The organism is Alloalcanivorax profundimaris, assembly GCF_015265435.1.
GTDB classification, from domain to species: domain Bacteria; phylum Pseudomonadota; class Gammaproteobacteria; order Pseudomonadales; family Alcanivoracaceae; genus Alloalcanivorax; species Alloalcanivorax profundimaris.
Genome location: NZ_JABJWH010000001.1, coordinates 1 through 20,487 on the forward strand (window position 1 = coordinate 1; position 20,487 = coordinate 20,487).

The 20,487-nt window shown below is 67.2% G+C and carries 17 protein-coding genes and 1 tRNA gene; 13 read left to right on the plus strand and 5 right to left on the minus strand.

Annotation, left to right across the window (positions count from 1 at the left end; genetic code table 11):
• Nucleotides 1-123: 123 nt before the first annotated feature.
• The 3 genes from HMJ39_RS00005 to HMJ39_RS00015 form a co-directional block, all read right to left on the minus strand.
• On the minus strand, nt 124-2,202 hold the full coding sequence (locus HMJ39_RS00005; protein WP_194295795.1) for a transporter substrate-binding domain-containing protein: 2,079 nt from the start codon (nt 2,200-2,202) through the stop codon (nt 124-126).
• A 147-nt stretch (nt 2,203-2,349) separates the two neighbouring features.
• Nucleotides 2,350-3,771, minus strand: coding sequence for a thrombospondin type 3 repeat-containing protein (locus HMJ39_RS00010; protein WP_228462059.1), 1,422 nt, complete (start codon nt 3,769-3,771; stop codon nt 2,350-2,352).
• A 14-nt stretch (nt 3,772-3,785) separates the two neighbouring features.
• Nucleotides 3,786-4,877: an OmpA family protein gene (locus tag HMJ39_RS00015; RefSeq protein WP_228462060.1), complete on the minus strand. Its 1,092-nt coding sequence runs from the start codon at nt 4,875-4,877 to the stop codon at nt 3,786-3,788.
• Between the two features lie 250 nt (nt 4,878-5,127).
• Between HMJ39_RS00015 and HMJ39_RS00020 the strand changes: the two genes are divergently transcribed.
• From HMJ39_RS00020 to HMJ39_RS00050, 7 genes are all read left to right on the plus strand, one after another.
• On the plus strand, nt 5,128-7,149 hold the full coding sequence (locus HMJ39_RS00020; RefSeq protein WP_194295796.1) for a neutral/alkaline non-lysosomal ceramidase N-terminal domain-containing protein: 2,022 nt from the start codon (nt 5,128-5,130) through the stop codon (nt 7,147-7,149).
• Between the two features lie 65 nt (nt 7,150-7,214).
• Nucleotides 7,215-7,799 (plus strand): hypothetical protein, encoded by a 585-nt coding sequence (locus HMJ39_RS00025; RefSeq protein WP_194295797.1) that lies wholly within the window; start codon nt 7,215-7,217, stop codon nt 7,797-7,799.
• Nucleotides 7,800-7,856: 57 nt separating this feature from the next.
• Nucleotides 7,857-8,477, plus strand: coding sequence for a peptide-methionine (S)-S-oxide reductase MsrA (gene msrA / locus HMJ39_RS00030; RefSeq protein ID WP_194295798.1), 621 nt, complete (start codon nt 7,857-7,859; stop codon nt 8,475-8,477).
• An 11-nt stretch (nt 8,478-8,488) separates the two neighbouring features.
• Nucleotides 8,489-8,911 carry a peptide-methionine (R)-S-oxide reductase MsrB gene (gene msrB / locus HMJ39_RS00035; protein WP_194295799.1) on the plus strand — a complete coding sequence of 141 codons (423 nt, stop codon included), beginning with the start codon at nt 8,489-8,491 and terminating at the stop codon, nt 8,909-8,911.
• A 114-nt stretch (nt 8,912-9,025) separates the two neighbouring features.
• Complete coding sequence (locus HMJ39_RS00040; protein WP_194295800.1) at nt 9,026-10,537, plus strand: 4-hydroxyphenylacetate 3-hydroxylase family protein; 1,512 nt, start codon at nt 9,026-9,028, stop codon at nt 10,535-10,537.
• Nucleotides 10,538-10,651: 114 nt separating this feature from the next.
• Nucleotides 10,652-10,727, plus strand: a tRNA-Thr gene (locus HMJ39_RS00045).
• Nucleotides 10,728-10,922: 195 nt separating this feature from the next.
• Nucleotides 10,923-11,342, plus strand: coding sequence for a VOC family protein (locus HMJ39_RS00050; RefSeq protein WP_161385178.1), 420 nt, complete (start codon nt 10,923-10,925; stop codon nt 11,340-11,342).
• 26 nt (nt 11,343-11,368) lie between these two features.
• Here the strand turns inward: HMJ39_RS00050 and HMJ39_RS00055 are convergent, their stop codons facing one another.
• On the minus strand, nt 11,369-11,749 hold the full coding sequence (locus tag HMJ39_RS00055) for a TraR/DksA C4-type zinc finger protein (RefSeq protein ID WP_228462061.1): 381 nt from the start codon (nt 11,747-11,749) through the stop codon (nt 11,369-11,371).
• A gap of 40 nt (nt 11,750-11,789) precedes the next feature.
• On the minus strand, nt 11,790-13,169 hold the full coding sequence (locus HMJ39_RS00060; protein ID WP_194295802.1) for a dihydroorotase: 1,380 nt from the start codon (nt 13,167-13,169) through the stop codon (nt 11,790-11,792).
• A gap of 265 nt (nt 13,170-13,434) precedes the next feature.
• Between HMJ39_RS00060 and HMJ39_RS00065 the strand changes: the two genes are divergently transcribed.
• From HMJ39_RS00065 to HMJ39_RS00090, 6 genes are all read left to right on the plus strand, one after another.
• A complete protein-coding gene (locus HMJ39_RS00065) occupies nt 13,435-13,764 on the plus strand; it encodes a type II toxin-antitoxin system RelE/ParE family toxin (protein WP_194295803.1) in 330 nt (109 codons plus the stop codon).
• On the plus strand, nt 13,761-14,066 hold the full coding sequence (locus tag HMJ39_RS00070) for an addiction module antidote protein (RefSeq protein ID WP_194295804.1): 306 nt from the start codon (nt 13,761-13,763) through the stop codon (nt 14,064-14,066). Before HMJ39_RS00065 ends, HMJ39_RS00070 begins: the two co-directional genes overlap by 4 nt.
• A 562-nt stretch (nt 14,067-14,628) precedes the next feature.
• Entirely contained in the window at nt 14,629-17,616 is a 2,988-nt protein-coding gene (locus HMJ39_RS00075; protein WP_194295805.1) for a xanthine dehydrogenase family protein molybdopterin-binding subunit, read from the plus strand.
• Nucleotides 17,613-18,440, plus strand: a complete 828-nt coding sequence (locus tag HMJ39_RS00080) for an FAD binding domain-containing protein (protein ID WP_194295806.1) — start codon at nt 17,613-17,615, stop codon at nt 18,438-18,440. The genes HMJ39_RS00075 and HMJ39_RS00080 overlap by 4 nt, the downstream gene beginning before the upstream one ends.
• Nucleotides 18,424-18,954, plus strand: coding sequence for a (2Fe-2S)-binding protein (locus HMJ39_RS00085; RefSeq protein ID WP_194295807.1), 531 nt, complete (start codon nt 18,424-18,426; stop codon nt 18,952-18,954). The genes HMJ39_RS00080 and HMJ39_RS00085 overlap by 17 nt, the downstream gene beginning before the upstream one ends.
• Nucleotides 18,947-20,482: an AMP-binding protein gene (locus HMJ39_RS00090; protein ID WP_194295808.1), complete on the plus strand. Its 1,536-nt coding sequence runs from the start codon at nt 18,947-18,949 to the stop codon at nt 20,480-20,482. The genes HMJ39_RS00085 and HMJ39_RS00090 overlap by 8 nt, the downstream gene beginning before the upstream one ends.
• Nucleotides 20,483-20,487: the final 5 nt, after the last annotated feature.

Here is a 20,487-nt window from a genome sequence, read left to right on the forward strand (position 1 = left end):
CCTCAGGAGCGACTCGGGTTGCCACCAGGCTGAAAGGGGGATGATAGCTAATCATCTCCCCTGCGGAGAGACACAAGGAGCGACCGGGCGGCGTTCCGCTTCAGTCGCGATCCCGCGAAGTCGTCAATCCGGTTCGGCGGAGATGTTGTTCTCCTCGGTGAACTCCACGTAGCCGAGATAGCGATTGCGGATTTCGCGCACGTATTTCACCGGTTCCGAGCCGCGCACATAGCCGAAGCGCGCCTGGCGGGCGTATTGCGGCCGCGACAACAGCAGCATGGCGGTTTCCACGTTGTCGAACCAGAGATCCGGGTCCTTGCCCAGCCGCTGCGCCAGCCGCCGGGCGTCTTCCACGTGGCCGGCGCCGGCGTTGTAGGCGGCGAGCCCGAAGTACAGTTTCTGCGCCAGCTCCAGGCGCCGGGGAAACCGGTCCTCCAGCCACTCCAGATAGGCCATGCCGGCGGCGATGCCCTGCTCCGGATCGTGCACGTCGGTGAAGCCGAACTGGCGGGCGGTGCGCGGCATCACCTGCATCAGCCCCTGGGCGCCGGCGAAGGAGCGGGCGTCCGGATCGAACTGGCTTTCCTGGTACATTTGCGACACCACCAGCCGCCAGTCGAAACCGTACTCCAGGGCGTATTCCTTGACCAGGTCGTCGTAGGGCGAGATCTCCTTGCCCGCTTCCACCCGATACTGCTCGTGGATGCGGATGGTCTTGGGTTCCTTGAAGTAGCGATTGAAGGTGACGTTGTAGAACAGCCCCTTGTAGTTGCGGCTGATGTAGGCGTCCAGTTGCTTCTTCAATCGCGGCTGGTTCTCGCGCAGCCCCCAGGCGATCTCGCGGGTGCCTTCCAGGGTCCACAGCGGCTGGATGTCTTCCCGGTAGGTGCTTTCCAGGGCGGCCAGATGGCTGTCCACCAGGGTCAGGTCGGCGTCGCCGTCGGCCACCCGCTGGATCAGCATTTCCGAGGTGGCGTCCGGCACCAGCCGGGTCTCCACGGCAATGCCCTCCTCGCGCAGCGCTCGCAGGGTGTCCACGAAGGCGCTGTCCGGGGCCACCGCCACGGTGCGCCCGGCCAGGGCCTGGACCGATTCGAACGGCTCTTCGTCGGCGCGGCCGATGATCTGCTCGTGCACCTCCAGGTAGCGCTTGCTGAACCGCCAGCCGGCCTGACGGCGCTCCTCGGTGGCGGTCATGGAGGCGGCGATCACGTCGCCGGCGCCTTCCTGGAGCGCCTGGAACATGGCCGAGGCGCTGTCGCGCACCACCATGCGCACGCGCAGGCCGTGCTGCTTGGCGAAGTGCCGGGTGAGGTCGTAGTCGAAGCCCATCAGCTCGCCGCGCCACAGGAAGTAGCTGGCCGGGTTATTGGACGTGATCACCCGCAACACGCCCTCTTCCTTGATCGCCGCCCAGTCCCGTTGCGCCCGGGTCTGCACCGAGGCGCTCACATGGTGGCTGATGATGAATTCATTGATGGCGGCGCGCAGCACCGGATTGTCCGGGCGCACCGCCCAGGCGATGCGGCGGCGTTCGGTGACCACCGGGCCCTTGCGCAGGCCGTCGTAGTCCATCAGCAGGCTGTCGAGCATGTTGCCGTCGACGATGGCGGCGTCATAGCCGCCCTCCGCCACCGCGTCCAGCAGCCCACTGTCCGAGGTCCCGGAAGGCAGGGTTTCCACGGTCACGGTGTCGTGGCGCTCCGCCAGTTCAGCGGCGGTTTCCGCGTAGGCGGTGTCTTCCGGCACCGCCACGGTGATCTCGCCCAGGTCCGCCAGGCGGTCGCCCTCGCGGTCCTTGGGCAGCACCAGGTATTCATCGATCACCGCCACCGGCGTGCAGAACGCCACCCGCTCGCGGCGGTCCTCGGTGACCGAGTAGTTGCTGACGATCATGTCGGCACGGCCGTCGTTGATCATGTCGTCCAGGTCGCCGGTGCCGTCGGCGTACACCCAGCGCGGCTCCAGGCCCAGGGCCAGGGCGGCCGCCTCGGCCTGCTCGCGGAATTCCTGCAGGGGCACGCCCTCGCGCACCAGGGCCTGCTCCTCGTCGAAGCGCGGCGCCACCAGACGCAGCTCGCCGCGCTCGCGCAGGGCGTCCAGATCGCCGGTCTCGATGTACTCTTTGGATGGCGCCCCGCAGGCCGCCAGCAGCAGCGTCAGGCCAGCCAGCAGACCGGCCAGCACGCGGTGTTGTGTCATAACGTCGATCCCTCCTGGCTCTCAATCTAACCGAAAAGACTGACCGACGGCGAACCCCCATGAAAAACGTTGGCCGATAGCGCGGCTCGGAAGCAAAAAAAAGGGGCGCCGAAGCGCCCCTTGAGGGATTGCCTGATCGTTATTGTGTCAGGGTGCGATATTGCCCGTGCAGACGCGGTGAATGCGCAGGGTATCGTTGGCGTTCAGGAAACCGGCGTAGTCCAGCTGTACTTCGTCGAAGGTCAGCTCGTTAGTGTCCACCTCGGTAACCAGGAAACGCTCGTCGCTGTTGATGCCCAGGCCCAGCAGTTCCAGATCCAGGCCCTGGCCGCCGACCACGGCGCTGTCCACTTCGGTGCCGTCGTTGAAGAAGCGCACGGTCAGGAAGTCGCCCAGCAGGCTCAGGTTGAGCAGCGCGGAGGCCGGATCGGAGATCACGAAGCCAATGCGGTTGATGCCGGTGAAGTCGTTGGCCGGGTCCACGGCGGTGGCGCGAATCTCGGCGCCGCCGTAGATCAGGGCCAGGGAAACACTGATCTCGGCGTAGCTGGAATCGATGCCGTCGATCATGTTTTCCGGGTTCTCCACGGTGGCGATGGACACCGCCAGGGAGTTACCGCTGGCTTCGTAGTCCGGGCTCAGCAGCGGCTGGAAGGTGCTGGTGGCGTTGCAGGTGAAGCCATCGTCGTCGCACACGTCGCCGATGCCGTCGCCGTCCGCGTCCGCCTGGTCGGCGTTGGCGGTGTTCGGGCAGTTATCGAGATCGTCCGGTACGCCGTCGCCATCGGTGTCGGTGTCGTCATCCACCGGGCAGCCGTCGTTTTCCGGCGGGCCGGGCACGGTCGGGCACTCATCGTTCTGGTCGTTGGTGCCGTCGCCGTCATCGTCGTTGTCGCAGATGTCGCCCACGTTGTCGCCGTCCAGGTCAGCCTGATCCGGGTTGGGGATGAACAGGCAGTTGTCGTCCTCGTCCGGTACGCCGTCGCCGTCGGTATCGGTTTCACAGACGTCGCCGACGCCGTCCTGGTCGGTGTCGGCCTGGTCGGCATTGGCCACGTAGGGGCAGTTGTCGTTCTCGTTCTGCACGCCGTCGCCGTCGCGGTCGTTGTCGCAGACATCGCCCACGCCGTCATTATCGATGTCGGACTGGTCCGGGTTGGCCACCATCGGACAGTTGTCCTTGTTGTCCTCGATGCCGTCGCCGTCCTGGTCGGTGTTGTTGTCGCAGGCATCGCCGATGCCGTCACCGTCGGTGTCGGTCTGATCCGGGTTGGATACGCGCGGACAATTGTCACTGTCGTTGTCGACGCCGTCGTCATCGATGTCGTCGTCGCAGGCATCACCGATGCCATCGTTGTCCTGGTCCGCCTGATCGTTGTTGGCGAACGCCGGGCAGTTGTCCTCATCGTCCGGAATGCCGTCGTTGTCCTGGTCATCCGGCGCGTTCGGGTTGGGGTTGTTGGGGGTGGGATCGCCACCGCCGCCGTCGCTGCTGCTTGCCTCGCAGCCGTAGATCCCGGCGCCGAGAACGGCGAGCAGGACCAACATCAATACGTTCTTCATACTCATCATCGTCGTTCTCCTTACTTCTCGGTTACCCGGAATTCAACGCGGCGGTTCATGGCCCGGCCAGACTCGGTTTCGTTGCTGGCGATGGGATCCAGCTCACCGTAGCCACGGGCGCTCACGCGGTCGGCGGCGACGCCACGGTCCAGCAGGTACTGGCGCACGGACTCGGCGCGTTGACGGGAAAGCTCTTCGTTGTAGTCCGCGTTGCCGACGCTGTCGGTGTGGCCGGCCACTTCCACGCGGAAATCGGTTTGTGCCTTGAGGGACTCGGCGATGCGGTCCAGGGTCGATTCCGAGGAGGTGGTGAGACGGGCGGAATCGAACTCAAAGTTGATGTTGCTGAGGGTCACCGTCTGGTTGACGATCAGGCAGCCCTTGGCGTCCACCTGACCGCCTTCCAGGGTGTTCGGGCACTGATCGCGGTCATCCGGTACGCCGTCGCCGTCGGAATCGATCATCGGCTTGGACGGGGCCTGCACCTCGCGGGTCTCGACCACCACTTTTTCCTTGGTGATCACCTTGGTGTAACCAAGCGGGAACTCCACGCCCAGGGACAGACGCACATCACCAAAGGCACCGTTGCCGCGGGCGGCGCCGGAACCGTCGAAATCGTCGTAGACGTAGCGGGCTTCGCCGCGCAGCTTCAGGCCATTGTCGAAGATCGGGCCGGTCACCGCGCCGAGACCGGCGTTGGCGGTGAAGCTGTTTTCCTCGTCCTCGTCGGGCAGCACCTCCTGGTCGATGATGCCGGCGGCCACCACGAAGTACGGCGTGAAGCCGGTGCGGTCGCCAAAGGCGTAGGACAGGCCGGTGGTCAGGTGATATTGATAGAAGTCCTGGGTGTTGGGCAGGTTCGGGTCCATCTCATAGAACCCGCCTTCCGTTTCCCACCACCAGTGGTCGGACAGCTGGCGGCCGTAGAACACGCTGTAGCCGGCTCCGCTGTCATCGAAGCCGCGCTCGTCATCCAAATCGAGGTAAGAGCCGAACCCCCCGATGTATTGTCGGGTGTTCAAAGTCTCCTCGTACTGCTCGTCCGCCAGGGCCGGCTGAAACGCCAACCCGACGGCCATTACAAGCGAAGAGAATTTCAAGCTTGCATTCATGGGTTACCCCCCTCGGGTATCAACGGATTACAGTGCAATCATTGGAATAGCCGGGGGGCTTAAAAAAAACAGGCTTCCGGTGACGTCGGGTTGGAATAGTGTTGAGAACTTCTCCACGCTTTTGCACAACTTGTACAAGCGGTATCGTTTTGTATCCCATCTGTATTCGCCCCTGGCGGGGGGCCGCGATTTAAGGTTTCATGTGAGAAAATTAGTACGACAGTACAAGAATAAAAGGACCCCGGATTTCATGCCTTCCCGACGACGATTCCGGCGCCGCTGGTTGTGGTGGCCGCTGGTGGCCGTTTTGCTGGTGGCCGGCGCCGCCCTGCTCCACACCGCCTGGCCGTTTCTCACCTACCCCCGCGAAACCCTGACCTTCCAGGTGCCCGACCCGCGCCCGCCGGAACCGCTCAACCAGGCGGTGGCGGGCGTGGCGGAGGTGGACATCACCCCGGCCATCGGCCTGCCCAAGTTCGGTTACTCCGCCTGGGCCGCCGACGGCGACGGCTTCCGTACCCGGCTCAAGGCCCGCGCCTTCTATTTACACGGCCCCGGCGGCACGCCCCTGGCCCTGGTGCAACTGGACCTGGGCGCCGGCTCCCTGCCGCTGCACTACGCCGTGGCCCAGCGCATCGCCGCCACCACCGACGTACCCGCCCATGGCCTCAGCCTGCTGGTCACCCACACCCACTCCGGCCCGGCCCAGTATCTGGGCAGCGACTTCTATAATGTGTTTGGCGGCAACCGGCCCGGCTTCGACCCGGCCTTGTTCGATTTCCTCGCCAACCGCATCGCCGAGGCGGTAAGCCGGGCCTACCGGGACCGCCGCCCGGCCCGGCTGGCGGTGGGCGAGCGGGACGTCTGGGGACTGACCCGCAACCGCTCGCCCCAGGCCTGGGCGCGCAACCACGGAATCGACCCGGCCCGCGTCGACGGCAACCTGGCCAAACGCGCCGTGAACCCGCGCATGACCATGCTGCGCCTGGACCTGCAGGCCGACGACGGCCGCTTCTACCCGGCCGGCGCCCTGACCCTGTTCTCCATCCACGGCACCGCCATCCCCGCCTTCACCGGGCCCTACCACGCCGACGTCTGGCACTGGCTGGCCCGGGGCCCCGGCGCCGCCCTGGAGCGGCCGCTGCCCTGGCCCTTCGTGCACGGCGCGGTACAGGCCACCCACGCGGACAACAACCCGGCCTGGCACCCGGACCACCGTGGCGATCGGGAAGCGCGGCGCATCGGCACCGCCCTGGGGGCCCAGGCGGCGGACCTGTTCCAGTCCCTGGAAGGCGAGCTGGCGCCGCGCCTGGTGACCGCCGCCGCCAGCCGCCAGCTCGACCTGCTGGATCTCCCCGAGGCGCAACGGCACGGCCTGTGCGAACGCGCCGTGGTGGGCGCCGCCACCGCCGGCGCCGCCAACGGCGACGAGGTGTTCCCGGTGTCCTACCTGCCCTATTTGCAGGAAGGCTGGCCACGCCGCTGGTTCACCGACGGCTGCCAGGGCGTCAAACAATGGATGCTCTCCAAGGGGCAGCTGCTGCTCTCGCCGGAGGCCTTTCCCCACCGGGCCCTGTTCCAGGTCATGCGCGTCAACGATCTGGTGGTGGTGCCCCTGCCCTGGGAGGTGACCCTGGAAAGCGGCAACCGCATTCGCGGCGCCGTGCTCGACAGCCTGCCCGCCGGGCGCCCCTGGCGGGTGGAAATTTCCAGCCTGGCCAACGGCTTCCTGGGCTACGCGGTGACGCCGGAGGAATACGGCGCCCAGTATTACGAAGGCGGGCACACCCTGTACGGCCCGCATACCGTGGACTTCCTGGCGGCGCAAAGCGCCGGGCTCGCCGGCGACCTGGGGCGGCGCGGCGAGGTGGACGACCTGCCGGCGGAAAGCCGCTTCAGCCTGCTGCGCCACCGTTACTGGCCCCGGACCGACGCGGACCGCACCTGGGCCCGCCAGTGGCGCCAGGGCGCCCGCTACCACGCCGCCGAGGGCGAGAAGGAGGCGTACTGGGCCTGGCGCTTCCAGGGCGAGCCGCCCGGCGCCCTGGACCTGAGCGCTCCCCTGTTGCGTGTGCGCGGCAACGACGATCGCACCCTGGTGGCCGACGACCAGGGCGGCGATCTGGCCCTGCGCCTGATCGACCAGGACGACCAGGGCGCCCTCTACGAAGTGCGCTGGTACCGGCCGCCGCCGGCGGCGCCGGGCAGCCTGGAGCTGGAGGTGCTCGCCGGCGACCGGGCACCGTCGCTCACCTCGCCGGCATTTCCCTGACACGGATCGGTTTTTCCGCCGCCGGGCCCTGCTACACTACGCCCTCGAATACAGGAGGTAGTGCCATGAGGGCCCTGTTGCTCACGCTTCTGCTGGCCGGCTGCGCCAGCACCACGGAAATCACCACGCGCACCGTCACCGACACGCCGCCGGCGGACGCCGGGGCGATTCTGCTGGCCGCCCAGAGCCCGGAAGGCGACGTGCGCGAAACCTGGGAGCTGATCTGCCGGCCAATCTTCAACCGCGCCGGCCTCAACGTATACCTGGCCCACCAGGAAACGCCCCTGTGGCGCGACCGCGACGCCCTCACCGACTGGGCCGCCGGCCACGGCGTGGACCGGGTGCTGCTGGTGGACCTGACCCGGCTGCTGATGTCCGCCCCCAATCTGCCCGCCGACCGGGACCTGAACCCGCTCGACCAGAACACCGAGGTGCAACCCACCTGGCGGCTGGGCCTGGACGGCGAGCGCATCGAGCGGGACCGGCCCGGCGACCCGGAGCAGCGCTTCCCCGCCTATCTGACCGACGGCGAGGGCAAGCCGCTCTGGCACGGCGAGGCCCGCACCCATGAAGCCAATGACCAGGCCGCCATCGCCAAGAGCCAGTGCCGCGCCCTGCGCGACGTGCTGCGCCAGAACGGTACCCTGTGACTTGACTCCGGGGGCGGTCGTCCCCACCTGCCCGTTAATCGCAGCAAGGAGATTGCCATGAGCGCCGTGATCCCCGGAACATCCCTGGCTCTGCACCCGGACCGTTTCCCCGACCCCGCCGACGACCTGCCGGCGGACCGCGACGCCGGCCGCGCCGTGCTGGCCGGCGGCTGCTTCTGGTGCGTGGAAGCGGTGTACGACGCCCTGGACGGCGTGGACAGCGTGGTTTCCGGCTACATCGGCGGCGACGCCGACAGCGCCACCTATGAAGCCGTCTGCGGCGGCCACACCGGCCACGCCGAAGCCGTGGAAGTGCGCTACGGCCCGCGCAAGGTGCGCTTCGGCGAGCTGCTCAAGCTGTTCTTCTCGGTGGCCCATGACCCCACCCAGAAGGATCGCCAGGGCAACGACCGGGGCCCGCAGTACCGCTCCGCCATTTTCCCGGTGGACGACGACCAGGAACGGGTGGCCCGCGCCTACATCAAGCAACTGGAAAGCGCCGGCGCCTTCACCGCGCCCATCGTCACCACCCTGGAAAGCGGTCACGTGTTCTTTCCGGCGGAGGACTACCATCAGGACTTCGCGCGGCGTAACCCCCGCCAGCCCTACATCCAGCACGTGGCGAAACCCAAGCTCGACAAGCTGCACGCCGCCTTCCCGGATATGCTGAAAGACTGAGAGGCCATTGCATGACTACGTCCGCCAGCGGCCACGACCTGACGCCGCTCACCGACGCCGAAAAACAACAGCGCGCCGCCAACCTGACCACCGAGGAGCGCCGCATCCTGCTCAACCAGGGCACCGAGCCGCCGTTCTGCGGCGGTCTGCTGGACAACAAGGAAGCCGGCACCTACGCCTGCAAGCTGTGCCACCTGCCCCTGTTCCGCTCCGACGACAAGTTCGAATCCGGCACCGGCTGGCCCAGCTTTTTCCGCCCCGCCGACCCGGACCATGTCCGCGAACTCCAGGACGCCAGCCACGGTATGGTGCGCACCGAAATCCGCTGCGCCCGCTGCGACGGCCACCTGGGCCATGTGTTCCCGGACGGCCCGCCGCCCACCGGCCAGCGCTACTGCCTGAACTCCGCCTCCCTGGTCTTCCAACCGGACTGACCGACCCTGGAAAGCCGGCGGTTTGACCGCCGGGTACAAAGGCGCGATCCGGTCATTGCCCGGCGGAACACAGTGTTTACCATCGGTTCAAAACACCTCTCAGGGAGAACCGAGATGAACGCCGTTTCGCCGCCGGCATCCCGCCGCCACGACTCCGCCCAGGCCCGCTGGGAACGACTGCCGGTGATTCGAACCGGCGAGGACTACATCGCCAGCCTCAAGGGCCGCGGCACGCGCCTGTTCCTGTTCGGCGAGCTCATCGACGAGCCCGCCGACCACCCCATGATCCGGCCCAGCATCAACGCCCTGCGCGCCACCTACGACCTGGCCATCGAGGACCCGGAGCTGGCCACCGCGCACTCACCGCTGATCGACGCCCCGGTGAACCGCTTCCTGCACATGCCCACCGGCCCCCACGACCTGGTGATGAAAAACCGCATGCAGCGGCGGCTCGGCCAGATCACCGGCACCTGCTTTCAGCGCTGCACCGGCCTGGACACCCTCAGCGTGTTGCATTCCATCACCTGGGACATCGACGCCAAACACGGCACCGGCTATCACCGCCGCTACCTGGAGTTCCTCAAGGAAGCCCAGCGCCGCAACGTGCTGATCGCCGCCGGCATGACCGACCCCAAGGGCGACCGTAGCAAGCGCCCCGCCGAGCAGGCCGACCCGGACATGTTCCTGCACATCACCGACCGCAACGAGGACGGCGTCTTCGTGCGCGGCGTCAAGGCGCACATGACCGGCGGCTGGAACCAGCACTGGATCTGCGTGATGCCCACCATGAACCTGGGCGAGGACGACCGCGACTACGCCGTGGTGGGCATGATCCCCGGCGACGCGGAAGGCATCACCTACATATATGGCCGCCAGGCCAGCGACACCCGCTCCATGGAAGGCGGCGACATGGACCAGGGCAATGCCCAATACGGCGGCCAGGAAGTGTGGGTGTACTTCGACGACGTCTTCATCCCCCACGAGCATCTGTTCATGGACGGCGAGCACGAATTCGCCCAGGAGATGGTGGCCCGCTTCACCGCCTACCACCGCGCCAGCTACGTCTGCAAAACCGGGCTCGGCGACGTCATGGTCGGCGCCGCCGCCACCATCGCCGACTACAACGGCGTCGACAAGGTCAGCCACATCAAGGACAAGCTGGTGGAAATGGTCCACCTCAACGAAACCATCTTCTCCTCCGGCATCGCCAGCTCCCACGAAGCGAAGCCGCTGGACAGCGGCATCTACATGAACGACGGCATGCTCGCCAACGTCTGCAAGCACAACGTCACCCGCTTCCCCTACGAAATCGCCCGCCTCGCCCAGGACCTGGCCGGCGGCATCGTCGCCACCATGCCCAGCGAAAAGGACCTGGAAAACGAAGAAGCCGGCGCCATCATCCGCCGCTTCCTCAAGGGCCGCGACGACATCCCCACCGAGGACCGCATGCGCATCCTGCGCCTGATCGAGAACATGACCCTGGGCCGCAACGCGGTGGGCTACCTTACCGAGTCCATGCACGGCGCCGGCAGCCCCCAGGCCCAGCGCATCCAGATCCTGCGCGGCATGGACGTGGAGCACAAGAAATGGCACGCCCGCAAGCTGGCGGGGATCGAGCAGGCCTGAGCGCGCCCCGGCCCCGGCGGCGCGTTAACCGCCCGGGGCTCTTGTCAGCGCACCGGTTCCTGATAAACTAGCGGCCCTCTTCCAGGCTCATGCCCGGACGCACGCCCGGAACATGCCGCAATAGCTCAGTTGGTAGAGCAACTGATTCGTAATCAGTAGGTCGGAGGTTCGACTCCTCTTTGCGGCACCATCTTCCCCCCCCCCGGAGTCAGCCCGCCTTTCTCCGTACGTCTCAGTCAACCTGTTTTCAGGAACTCATCGTGTTCGCTGGCCACTGGCCGCCGGCAGTTCATGCTGCTAATTTTCGACGGATTGATTCGGGGCCGGGACTTTAACGCCTCCTGGCCCCCTGGATTGGCGTTCTATCACGAACAAGGGATTCTCAATGGACATCAAACACATCGCCGGGTTTGCCACGATAACGAAGAAGCCAGAAGCAAGCGCGTCCCTGTATCAGAAGACGCTCGGCCTGCCGCTTGAAAAGCAGGATGATTATTGCTTCATGGACGAGTTCCCTGGCGCCCATCATTTCGGTGTGTGGCCCTTGAGGATGGCCGCGCGGTCTTGCTTCGGACAGGATGAGTGGCCAGCCCATGTGCCGGAACCAACAGCTACCATTGAGTTCGAGTTGGCCGACGTCGCGGCGGTAGAAGCCGCGGTTGAGGAGATGAAAGCCGAGGGCCATGACTTCATTCACGAAGCGAGAACGGAACCCTGGGGACAAACGGTGGCAAGGTTCATCAGTCCCGAGGGAGTGCTGGTCGGCTTGAGTCATGCCCCCTGGCTACACGAGCACGAAAGCTGATTCAGGCACACAGCGCAGGCGGACGGTCAGCCACTCCGATAGTGTTTTTCCACGGTTTCGCGGCGGGTCTTGGCGTCGATGGCGTATTCCGCCGTGGGCCGGGCGAGCAGCCGTTCGACGCCGATCGGCTCGCCGGTTTCCAGGCAGTAACCATAGTCGCCGGTGGCCAGCCGGCGCAGGGCGGCGTCGATCTTTTCGAGCAGCTGGCTGTCCCGATCGAGGGCGCGCAGCACCAGGCGCTGCTCCTCTTCCTGGGCGGCCTGGTCGGCTTCGTCCGGTTCGCGCACGGTGGCGCGCAGGCAGGCTTGCAGTTCCTCCATGGTGGCCAGGGTGTCCCGCTGAAGCGTGAGCAAACGCTGGTGGAAGAAGGCCCGCTGGCGCTCGTTCATGTAAGAACGTTTTGCCATGCGTCGGATTTGCGATTCGGTGAGGGGTCTCATAGGGCTCTCAGGGCGTTTCCAGAAAAGCCACCGGTTGCCCGGAGGGCGATGCCGGGGCCAGAACTTCATCACGGACCACGATCCGGCCCCGTACCACGGTGTGGATCGGCCAGCCGGTGACCGTTTCGCCGTGGTACGGCGTCCAGCCGGCGACGCTGGCGATCCAACCGTTGTCGAGGGTGCGGCGGGCGGCGGTGTCGACGATGGAGAAATCGGCGTCGTAGCCCACCGCGATACGTCCCTTGCCCTGGATGCCGAACACCCGGGCCGGGCCGGCGCTGGTCAGGTCCACCAGGCGCCGCAGGGTCAGGCGTCCCTGGTGCACATGGTCGAGCATGATCGGCAGCAGGGTCTGCACGCCGGTCATGCCGCTGGGGGAATCCGGATAGGACCGGGCTTTTTCGTCCAGGGTGTGCGGTGCGTGGTCACTGCCGATCACATCCACCACACCGTCCCGGACAGCTTGCCAAAGCGCGTCCCGGTGGCGGCTTTCCCGGACCGGCGGGTTCATCTGCGCCAGGCTGCCCAGCCGCTGGTAGCAGTCCGGCGCGCTCAGGGTCAGATGGTGGGGCGTCACTTCCACGCTGACCCGCTCCTTGTGGCGGGCCAGCCAGGCCATTTCCTCGGCGGTGGAAACGTGCAAGACATGCAGGCGCCGCCCGGTCTCTTCGGCCATGGCGACGATCCGGCGGGTGGCGATCAGGGCGCTGTCCACGTCCCGCCAATGGGGGTGCCGGGTTACGTCAGCGCCCTGTTCCACCAGAGGCCGACGCGCCCGTAGCCGCGCTTCGTCCTCGGCGTGCACCGCCATGCGCCGATGGCCGCCGGCCAGGATACGGCGCAGAGCGGTGTCATCGTCCACCAGAAGATCCCCGAAGGAACTGCCCATGAACACCTTCACCCCGGCGCAACCGGGCAGCCGTTCCAACCGGGCCAGCTTATCGGCGTTGACCGCCGCGCCGCCCAGGTAGAACGCGTAATCACACCAGGCCCTCCCCTCGGCCCGATCCAGCTTGGCTTCAAGGTCATCGCGCCACAGGGTCAAAGGCTTGGTGTTGGGCATTTCAAAGACGGCGGTGACACCGCCGAGCACGGCGCCCCGGGTGCCCGCCTCCAGGGTTTCCTTATGGGGCAGGCCCGGTTCCCGGAAGTGCACCTGGGTGTCCATGACCCCGGGAAGCACTTGCAGCCCGGTGGCGTCCAGGCGCGTATCGGCGTGCCACCCGCCCAGGTCACCGAGGGCCACGATGCGGCCTCCGGCACAGGCAATGTCCAGCCGTTCCTCGCCGTTGGGGGTGTGCACGGTGCCACCGGTGATCAGCAGGTTGGCCCGCCGGCGCTCGGCCCGGGCCCAGGCATCCTCCTGTTCGGTCTGTTGCGTGAGCATGAAACCTCGGAACTGGTTTTGAAGGCGTTCGCGGCCTGTCTTGCAATGAATGAGGCCGACCAGAGCAGTGCTCCTTGGCAGGCTCGGAGCCAGGATGGATACGTTATATTATAACAATATTGGACTGAAGAAGAATCAACGGGTCAGAACGGCTTTTCCTACGGATCTTTACGCTCAGGCTGACAGAGCCCCAGCCGGGTTGATGGCACGGTATCGGCATACGGATGTCGAAAGAGGGATGTAGTATGAAAGCTACTTTTGTGCCATGATCGTTCTGACTCACTACCTTACCGTCGATGGATTCGATCCTTTTCAAGCGTGGCTGAACCGCTTCAAGCGCCGCGACCCGCAAGCGCTGCTGCGTGTGCTGACGCGCTTGAACCGGCTGGCGTTCGGCCACGCCGGTGACAGCAAGGCGCTGGGTCGGGGGCTGCACGAACCGCGGCTGCACCACGGCCCGGGATACCGGATCCATTACGGATGGGCGAATGAGCGGCTCGTGATATTGCTGGCCGGCGGCGGCAAACGCCGTCAGGCCGAGAATATATCCCGGGCCCGGGAGCGATGGGCCGACTACCGGGAGCGAAGACCATGAAAAAACACGACGAGGCGGTGGTGGCCATGTTGCGGGAGAATCCCGCCATGGCGACGGATTACCTGCGCACGGCACTGGATGAACTGGATGAACCCGGCGGCGAGCCGGCGTTCCTGCTGGCGCTGCGTCATGTGGTGGAGGCACGCGGCGGCATGGCCACGGTGGCGGAGCGGGCACGGCTGTCCCGGGAAAGCCTCTATCGCGCGCTTTCTCCAAAGGGTAATCCGACATTGCGGACCATGGCGGCGGTGATGCGCGCCACCGGCGTGCGTTTCCAGGATCTTACCCGAGCCGGGGGCTGAGCGACGACGGCCGATGCAGGCGGTACTCGCCGTCCTGGTCGGCCAGGATCAACACCTCGGCCTGCTCCCGCCAGGCCATGGCGTCCTCCATGGCTTCGCCCAGGCTCTGGTAGCGATGGGCCCAGGCCGGGTGGCAGCAGTCAGCGCCGGCTTCCTCGGTGAGCGTTCGGCGCCGGTGAAGGAGGTAGCGCTTGCCACGGGGCTAATACACCACATAGCCGAGAAAGACCTGATCCTGGCGGGCTGATTCCGCTTCCAGATCCCGTTTCCGCATCACCATGACGTTCTCCTGTCAGGGGGGGCGGCGCCCTCCAGGCACCCCCATGCGCCAACACGTCCATAGACGCTCGTCCCAATCCCGTTCACCGGGCAGTCTGGCCCGATCCGGCGGGCGCTTTCCTGATCCAGATCAAATAGCAACCCGGTGGCTTTGACCCGGCTCGCATCAGACTCAGTGGTAAATTCCCGAACCCGGGGACAGATTTCCATTTTCCCGGGCAAGGCATCGCGGCGCGTCGGCGCCGACACTAAGGCTCTCGGATAAGAAAACAAGAGAGCCTGAATGAATCATCCAGCTTCCGAGGGGCCGGCCGGCGCGGGCCCGCTTGGCCGCTCCCTGACACGGGTCGAGGACGCCGCCCTGCTGCGCGGCCTGGGCCGTTACGCGGATGACCTGGCGACGCCGCCGGGCACCCTGCACGCCGCCGTCGTGCGCTCCCCCCATGCCCATGCCCGGGTGCTGTCCGTGGACGCGTCCGAGGCGCTCGCCATGAAAGGCGTGCGCGCGGTGCTCACCGGCGAGGACGTCAAGCGCTGGGCCAACCCGTTCCCGGTGGGGGTGCGCGGCGCGCCCATGGAGCACTGGTGCATGGCGGTGGACAAGGTCCGCTACGTGGGCGAGCCGGTGTGCGTGGTGATCGCCGAGGACCGCTACCGGGCGGAGGATGCCCTGGACGCGGTGCGGGTGGAGTACGAGCCGCTCAAGCCGGTGATCGATCCGGAAAAAGCCGCCGCCGAGGACGCCCCTGTCCTGCACGAGTCGGTGGGCGCCAATGTGGTCAACGAGCGCCACTTCCATTACGGCGAGCCGGACAAGGCCTTCGAGGAGGCGGACCACCGGGTCTCCATCAAGGTGCGCTTCCCGCGCAACTCCTGTACCCCCATCGAGTGCTACGTGGTGCTGGGCCAGTACCACGCGGCCACCGGCGGCTACGACATTCTGTCCAACTTCCAGGGCCCCTACGCGCTGCATTCGGTGATGGCCCGGGCCCTGAACGTGACCGGCAGCCGCCTGCGGCTGCGCACGCCGCCGGATTCCGGCGGCAGCTTCGGCATCAAGCAGGGCGTGCTCACCTATGTGGTGCTGATGGGTCTGGCGGCGCGCAAGGCCGGCGCCCCGGTGAAATGGGTGGAGGACCGGCTGGAGCACCTGCAGGCCTCGTCCAGCGCCACCAACCGGGTGGCGGACATGGAGGCGGCGGTGACCGCCGACGGCCGCGTCACCGCCCTGCGCTACGACCAGATCGACGACTGCGGCGGCTACCTGCGCGCCCCGGAGCCGGCCACCTTTTACCGCATGCACGGTAACCTCACCGGCGCCTACGGCATCCGCAACCTGAAGGTGCGCAACCGGGTGGTGCTCACCAACAAAATGCCCAGCGGCTTGAACAGGGGTTTCGGCGGTGGCCAGATGTACTTCGCCCTGGAGCGGTTGATGCATCAGGTGGCGCGCCAGCTGAACCTGGACCCGCTGGAGGTGATGCGCCGCAACCTGGTGCCCGCCGATGCCTTCCCCTACCGCACCGCCTCCGGGGCGCTGCTGGATTCCGGAAAATACGCCGACACCGTGGACCTGGCGCTGCGCGACGGCGGCTACGACGAGCTGATTCAACGCCGCGACCGGGCCCGGGCCGAGGGCAAACTGTACGGCGTGGGCCTGTGCGCGGTGGTGGAGCCGTCGATCTCCAACATGGGCTACATCACCACCGCCCTGACCCCGGAACAACGGGCCAAGGCGGGCCCCAAGAACGGCGCGGTGAGCACCGCCACCATCGGCATCGATCCGCTGGGCGGCATCACCGTGCACGTGTCCTCCACGCCCCAGGGCCAGGGCCACCAGACAGTGGCCGCCCAGGTGGTCGCCGAGGTGCTGGGCGTGGACCCGGCCAACATTCTGGTCAACGTGGAGCTGGACACCGGCAAGGACGCCTGGTCGATCGCCTCCGGCAACTATTCCAGCCGCTTCGCCGGGGCCGTGGCCGGCGCCGTGCACAAGGCGGCGCTCAAGGTCCGCGAGCGGCTGGCGAACATCGCCGCGACTCTGTGGGAGGCGGACGCCGGCCAGGTCCGCTTCGCCGACGGCAAGGTGTTCATCGAGGACGGCCCCAGCCTGGGCTTCCACCGGGTCGCCGGCACCGCCCACTGGTCCCCGGCCCTGCTGCCGGACGGCGAAGCCGGCGGCCTGCGCGAAACCGCTTTCTGGACGCCGCCGCAACTGGAGGCACCGGACGACGACGACCACATCAACAGCTCCCTGTGCCACGGCTTCATCTTCGATTACTGCGGCGTGGAGATCGACCGGATCACCGGCGAGATCCACATCGACCGCTACGTGACCTGCCACGACGCCGGCCGCCTGCTGAACCCGATGCTAGTGGATGGCCAGATCCGTGGCGGCTTCACCCAGGCCCTGGGCGTGGCGCTGATGGAGGAGTTCGCCTACGGCGACGATGGCAGCTTCCTGTCCGGCACCCTGGCGGATTACCTGCTGCCCACCGCCCCGGAGGCGGTGGAACCGCTGATCCTGCACACCGAAACGCCCTCCCCGTTCACGCCCCTGGGCGCCAAGGGCGTGGGCGAAGGCAACAACATGAGCACGCCGGTGTGCATCGCCAACGCGGTGGCCGACGCCCTGGGCCGGGACGACATTCAATTGCCGCTGACCCCGTCCCGGGTGCGCGGGCTGATCGGCATCGACGAGCCGCAAGCCCCGGAAGGCCTGGAGCCGCTGGCGGCGCCCAAACCCGGTGGCCCGGCGCTGCAGGCGCGGGATTCGGTGGAAGTGCCGGCGTCGCCGCAAACCGTCTACGACACGGTGCTGGATCCGGAAACCCTGCGCGCCATCATCCCGGGCTGCCACGCCCTGGAACTGGAAGGCGACAACCAGTACCGCGCCGACGTCACCGTGGGCGTAGGCATGATCAAGGCGCGCTTCGCCGCCCGGGTGCAACTCAGCGACCTGGACCCGCCCCACTCCCTGCGGCTGTCCGGCTCCGGCGACAGCGCCATGGGCTCCGCCTCCGGCAGTGCCCACGTGACCCTGGTGGAACTGGACAACGGCCACACCCGGCTGGACTACGTCTACGAGGTGGACGTGGGCGGCAAGATCGCCGCCGTGGGCGGGCGCATGCTGCAGAGCGCCTCGAAAATCATCATCGGCCAGGTGTTCAACCGGCTCGCCCAGCGCCTCACCGGCAAACCCGCCGGCGGGCTCTGGCAACGTCTGCGCGCTCTGCTGGCGCGCCTGTTCGGAAAAGGAGGCGCGTCATGAAGGCGGCATCGTTCGACTATGTCCGCGCCGAGAGCAAGCGCGAAGTGCTGCAACTGCTGCACGAACACGGCGAGGACGCCCGCGTGCTGGCCGGCGGCCAGTCGCTGATGGCCACCCTCAATATGCGGCTCACCCAGCCCAAGGTGGTGATCGACATCAACCGGGTGGAGGAACTCAACCGCATCCGCAACGACAGCGGCCACCTGGCGGTGGGCGCGGCGGTGCGGCAGGTGCAGCTCACCGACCGCGCCGAGCTGATCCGGGAGGTGCCGCTGCTGGCCAAGGCCCTGCCCTGGATCGGCCACTTCCAGACCCGCAACCGGGGCACCGTGTGCGGCTCCGTGGCCCACGCCGACCCGAGCGCGGAAATCCCCCTGTGTTTGGTGACCCTGGGCGGCTCGGTGGTGCTGGAGTCCCTCAAGGGCAAGCGCCGGGAAGTGCCGGCGGCGGATTTCTTCCAGGGCCTGCTGACCACCGACCGCCAGCCCAAGGAGCTGATCAGCGAGGTGCGTTTTCCCCTGGCGGAGGACGGCACCGACTACCACTTCCAGGAAATCGCCATGCGCCACGGCGACTTCGCCCTGGTGGCCCTGGCCCTGTGCCTGCGCGCCGACGGCGCCCACCTGGGCGTGGGCGGCGTGGCCGACCGGCCGGTGGCGCGCACCCTGCCGCTGGGCGACGAACTGCCCGACGCCCTCAACACCCTGGCCTGGTCGCTGGGCGCCCAGGACGACGTTCATGCCTCCGCGGCCTACCGACGCCAGCTGGTGCGCGAGCTGGGCCAGCGACTGATCGAGGAGCCTTCCCATGCACGCACCCGCTGAACGACGCAGTGAGATCGAACTGGAACTGAACGGCGAAACCCGCCACGGCAGCGCCGAACCGCGCACCCAACTGTGCGATTTCCTGCGCCATGACCTGGGCGCCACCGGCGTGCACGTAGGCTGCGAGCACGGCGTGTGCGGCGCCTGCACGGTGCTGGTGGACGGTGTCGCCTCGCGCTCCTGCCTGATGCTCGCCGTGCAGGCCGACGGCCGCCGCGTCGACACCGTGGAGTCCCTGGCCCGGGACGACGTGATGAACGACCTGCAACAGGCGTTCAGCCGCCATCACGCCCTGCAGTGCGGCTTCTGCACCAGCGGCATTCTGATGTCCTGCGTGGAATACCTGGAACGCGTGCCCGAGCCCGATGAAGCCGGCGTGCGCGACATGCTGTCCGGCCATCTGTGCCGCTGCACCGGCTACACCGGCATCGTGCGCGCGGTGCTGGAAGTGGCCGGTCAACGCCGCGCGGGCGAATCACAACAACAAGCCTTGGAGAACCGCAACGATGTTTGATCTTGGACGCAGCTTCCTGGCGGCGGTGGAGCGCCGCCCCCGGGCGACGGCGATCAGTGACGGCCCCCAGCGGCTCAGCTACGAAGCCTGGTTCGAAACCATTCAGCGGGCCGCCCTCGGGCTTCAGGAACTGGGCCTGAACAAGGGCGACCACCTGGTGGCGGCGATGCAGAACCGCTGGCAGATGGCCACCCTGCACTGGGCCTGCCAGTTCGCCGGCATCGTGATGACGCCGCTGAACTGGCGCTGCACCGCCGACGATCTGCAATGGAGCCTGGAGAACGCCGAGGCCCGCGCCCTGGTCCACGACGAGGCGGTGCGCGACGCCGTGGCGGCCATGGGCAAGCCGGCGATCCCCTGCGTCAGCGTCGGCGACAAGCCCTTCGAGGACGCCCTGGATTTCGACGACCTGTGCGCCCAGGCGCCCACGGAAACGATTCTGCGCGCCGGCCCGGACGACGGCTCCCTGATGCTCTACACCTCCGGCACCACCAGCCGGCCCAAGGGCGTGCCGCGCCGCCACCGCGCCGAGCGCGCCGCCGCCCTGGCCCATGTGGCGCAGAATCTGTACGGCCATGGTGAATGCACCCTGGGCGTGATGCCGCTTTACCACACCATGGGCGTGCGCTCGCTGCTGTCCATGGCGCTGCTGGACGGCCACTTCGTGTGCATCCCGCGCTTCGACGTGGAAGCCACCCTGGACGCCATCGAGCGCGAACGCATCAGCAATCTCTATCTGGTGCCGACCCTCTATCACATGCTCATCGAGCATCCGGCGTTCAGCCCGGAGCGGGTGGCCAGCGTGCGCAAGATCGGCTTCGCCGGCGCGCCCATGAGCGACGGCCTGATGCAGCGGGTGGAGGACGCCTTCCAGCCGGAGCTGTTCGTCAATCATTACGGCAGCTCGGAGATCTACACCTTCACCATCGACCAGGCGGCCAGCCGCAAGCCCGGCTCCTCCGGTCGGGGCGCGCTCAACCAGCGCATCCGCGTGGTGCGCCTGACCGCCGACACCCCGGCGGAGGAAGTGCCCGCCGGCGAGGAAGGCCAGATCATCGCCGACCTGGCCAGCGACGAAGCCTTCGAGGGCTACTGGCGGCGCCCGGACGCGGACGCCAAGTCGATCCGCGACGGCTGGTACTTCACCGGCGACACCGGCTTCTTCGACGAGGACGGCGACCTGTTCGTCACCGGCCGCGTGGACGACCTGATCATCACCGGCGGCGAGAACGTGAGCCCGGCGGAGATCGAGAACGCCCTGTCCCTGCACCCGGCGGTGGAGGAAGTGGCGGTGGTGGGCCTGCCCGACGAACAGTGGGGCAAGCTGGTGGCGGCCTTCATCAAGACCCGCCACGCGGTCAGCGAGGAAGACCTGGACGCCCATTGCGTGGCCTCCGGCCTGGCCCGCTTCAAGCGCCCGCGCCGTTACGAATTCATCGACCAGATTCCCAAATCCCCGGTGGGCAAGATCCTGCGCCGCGTCCTGGTGGCCGATTACAGCGATCCGCAACCCGCCGAGCAGCCCTGATTGAT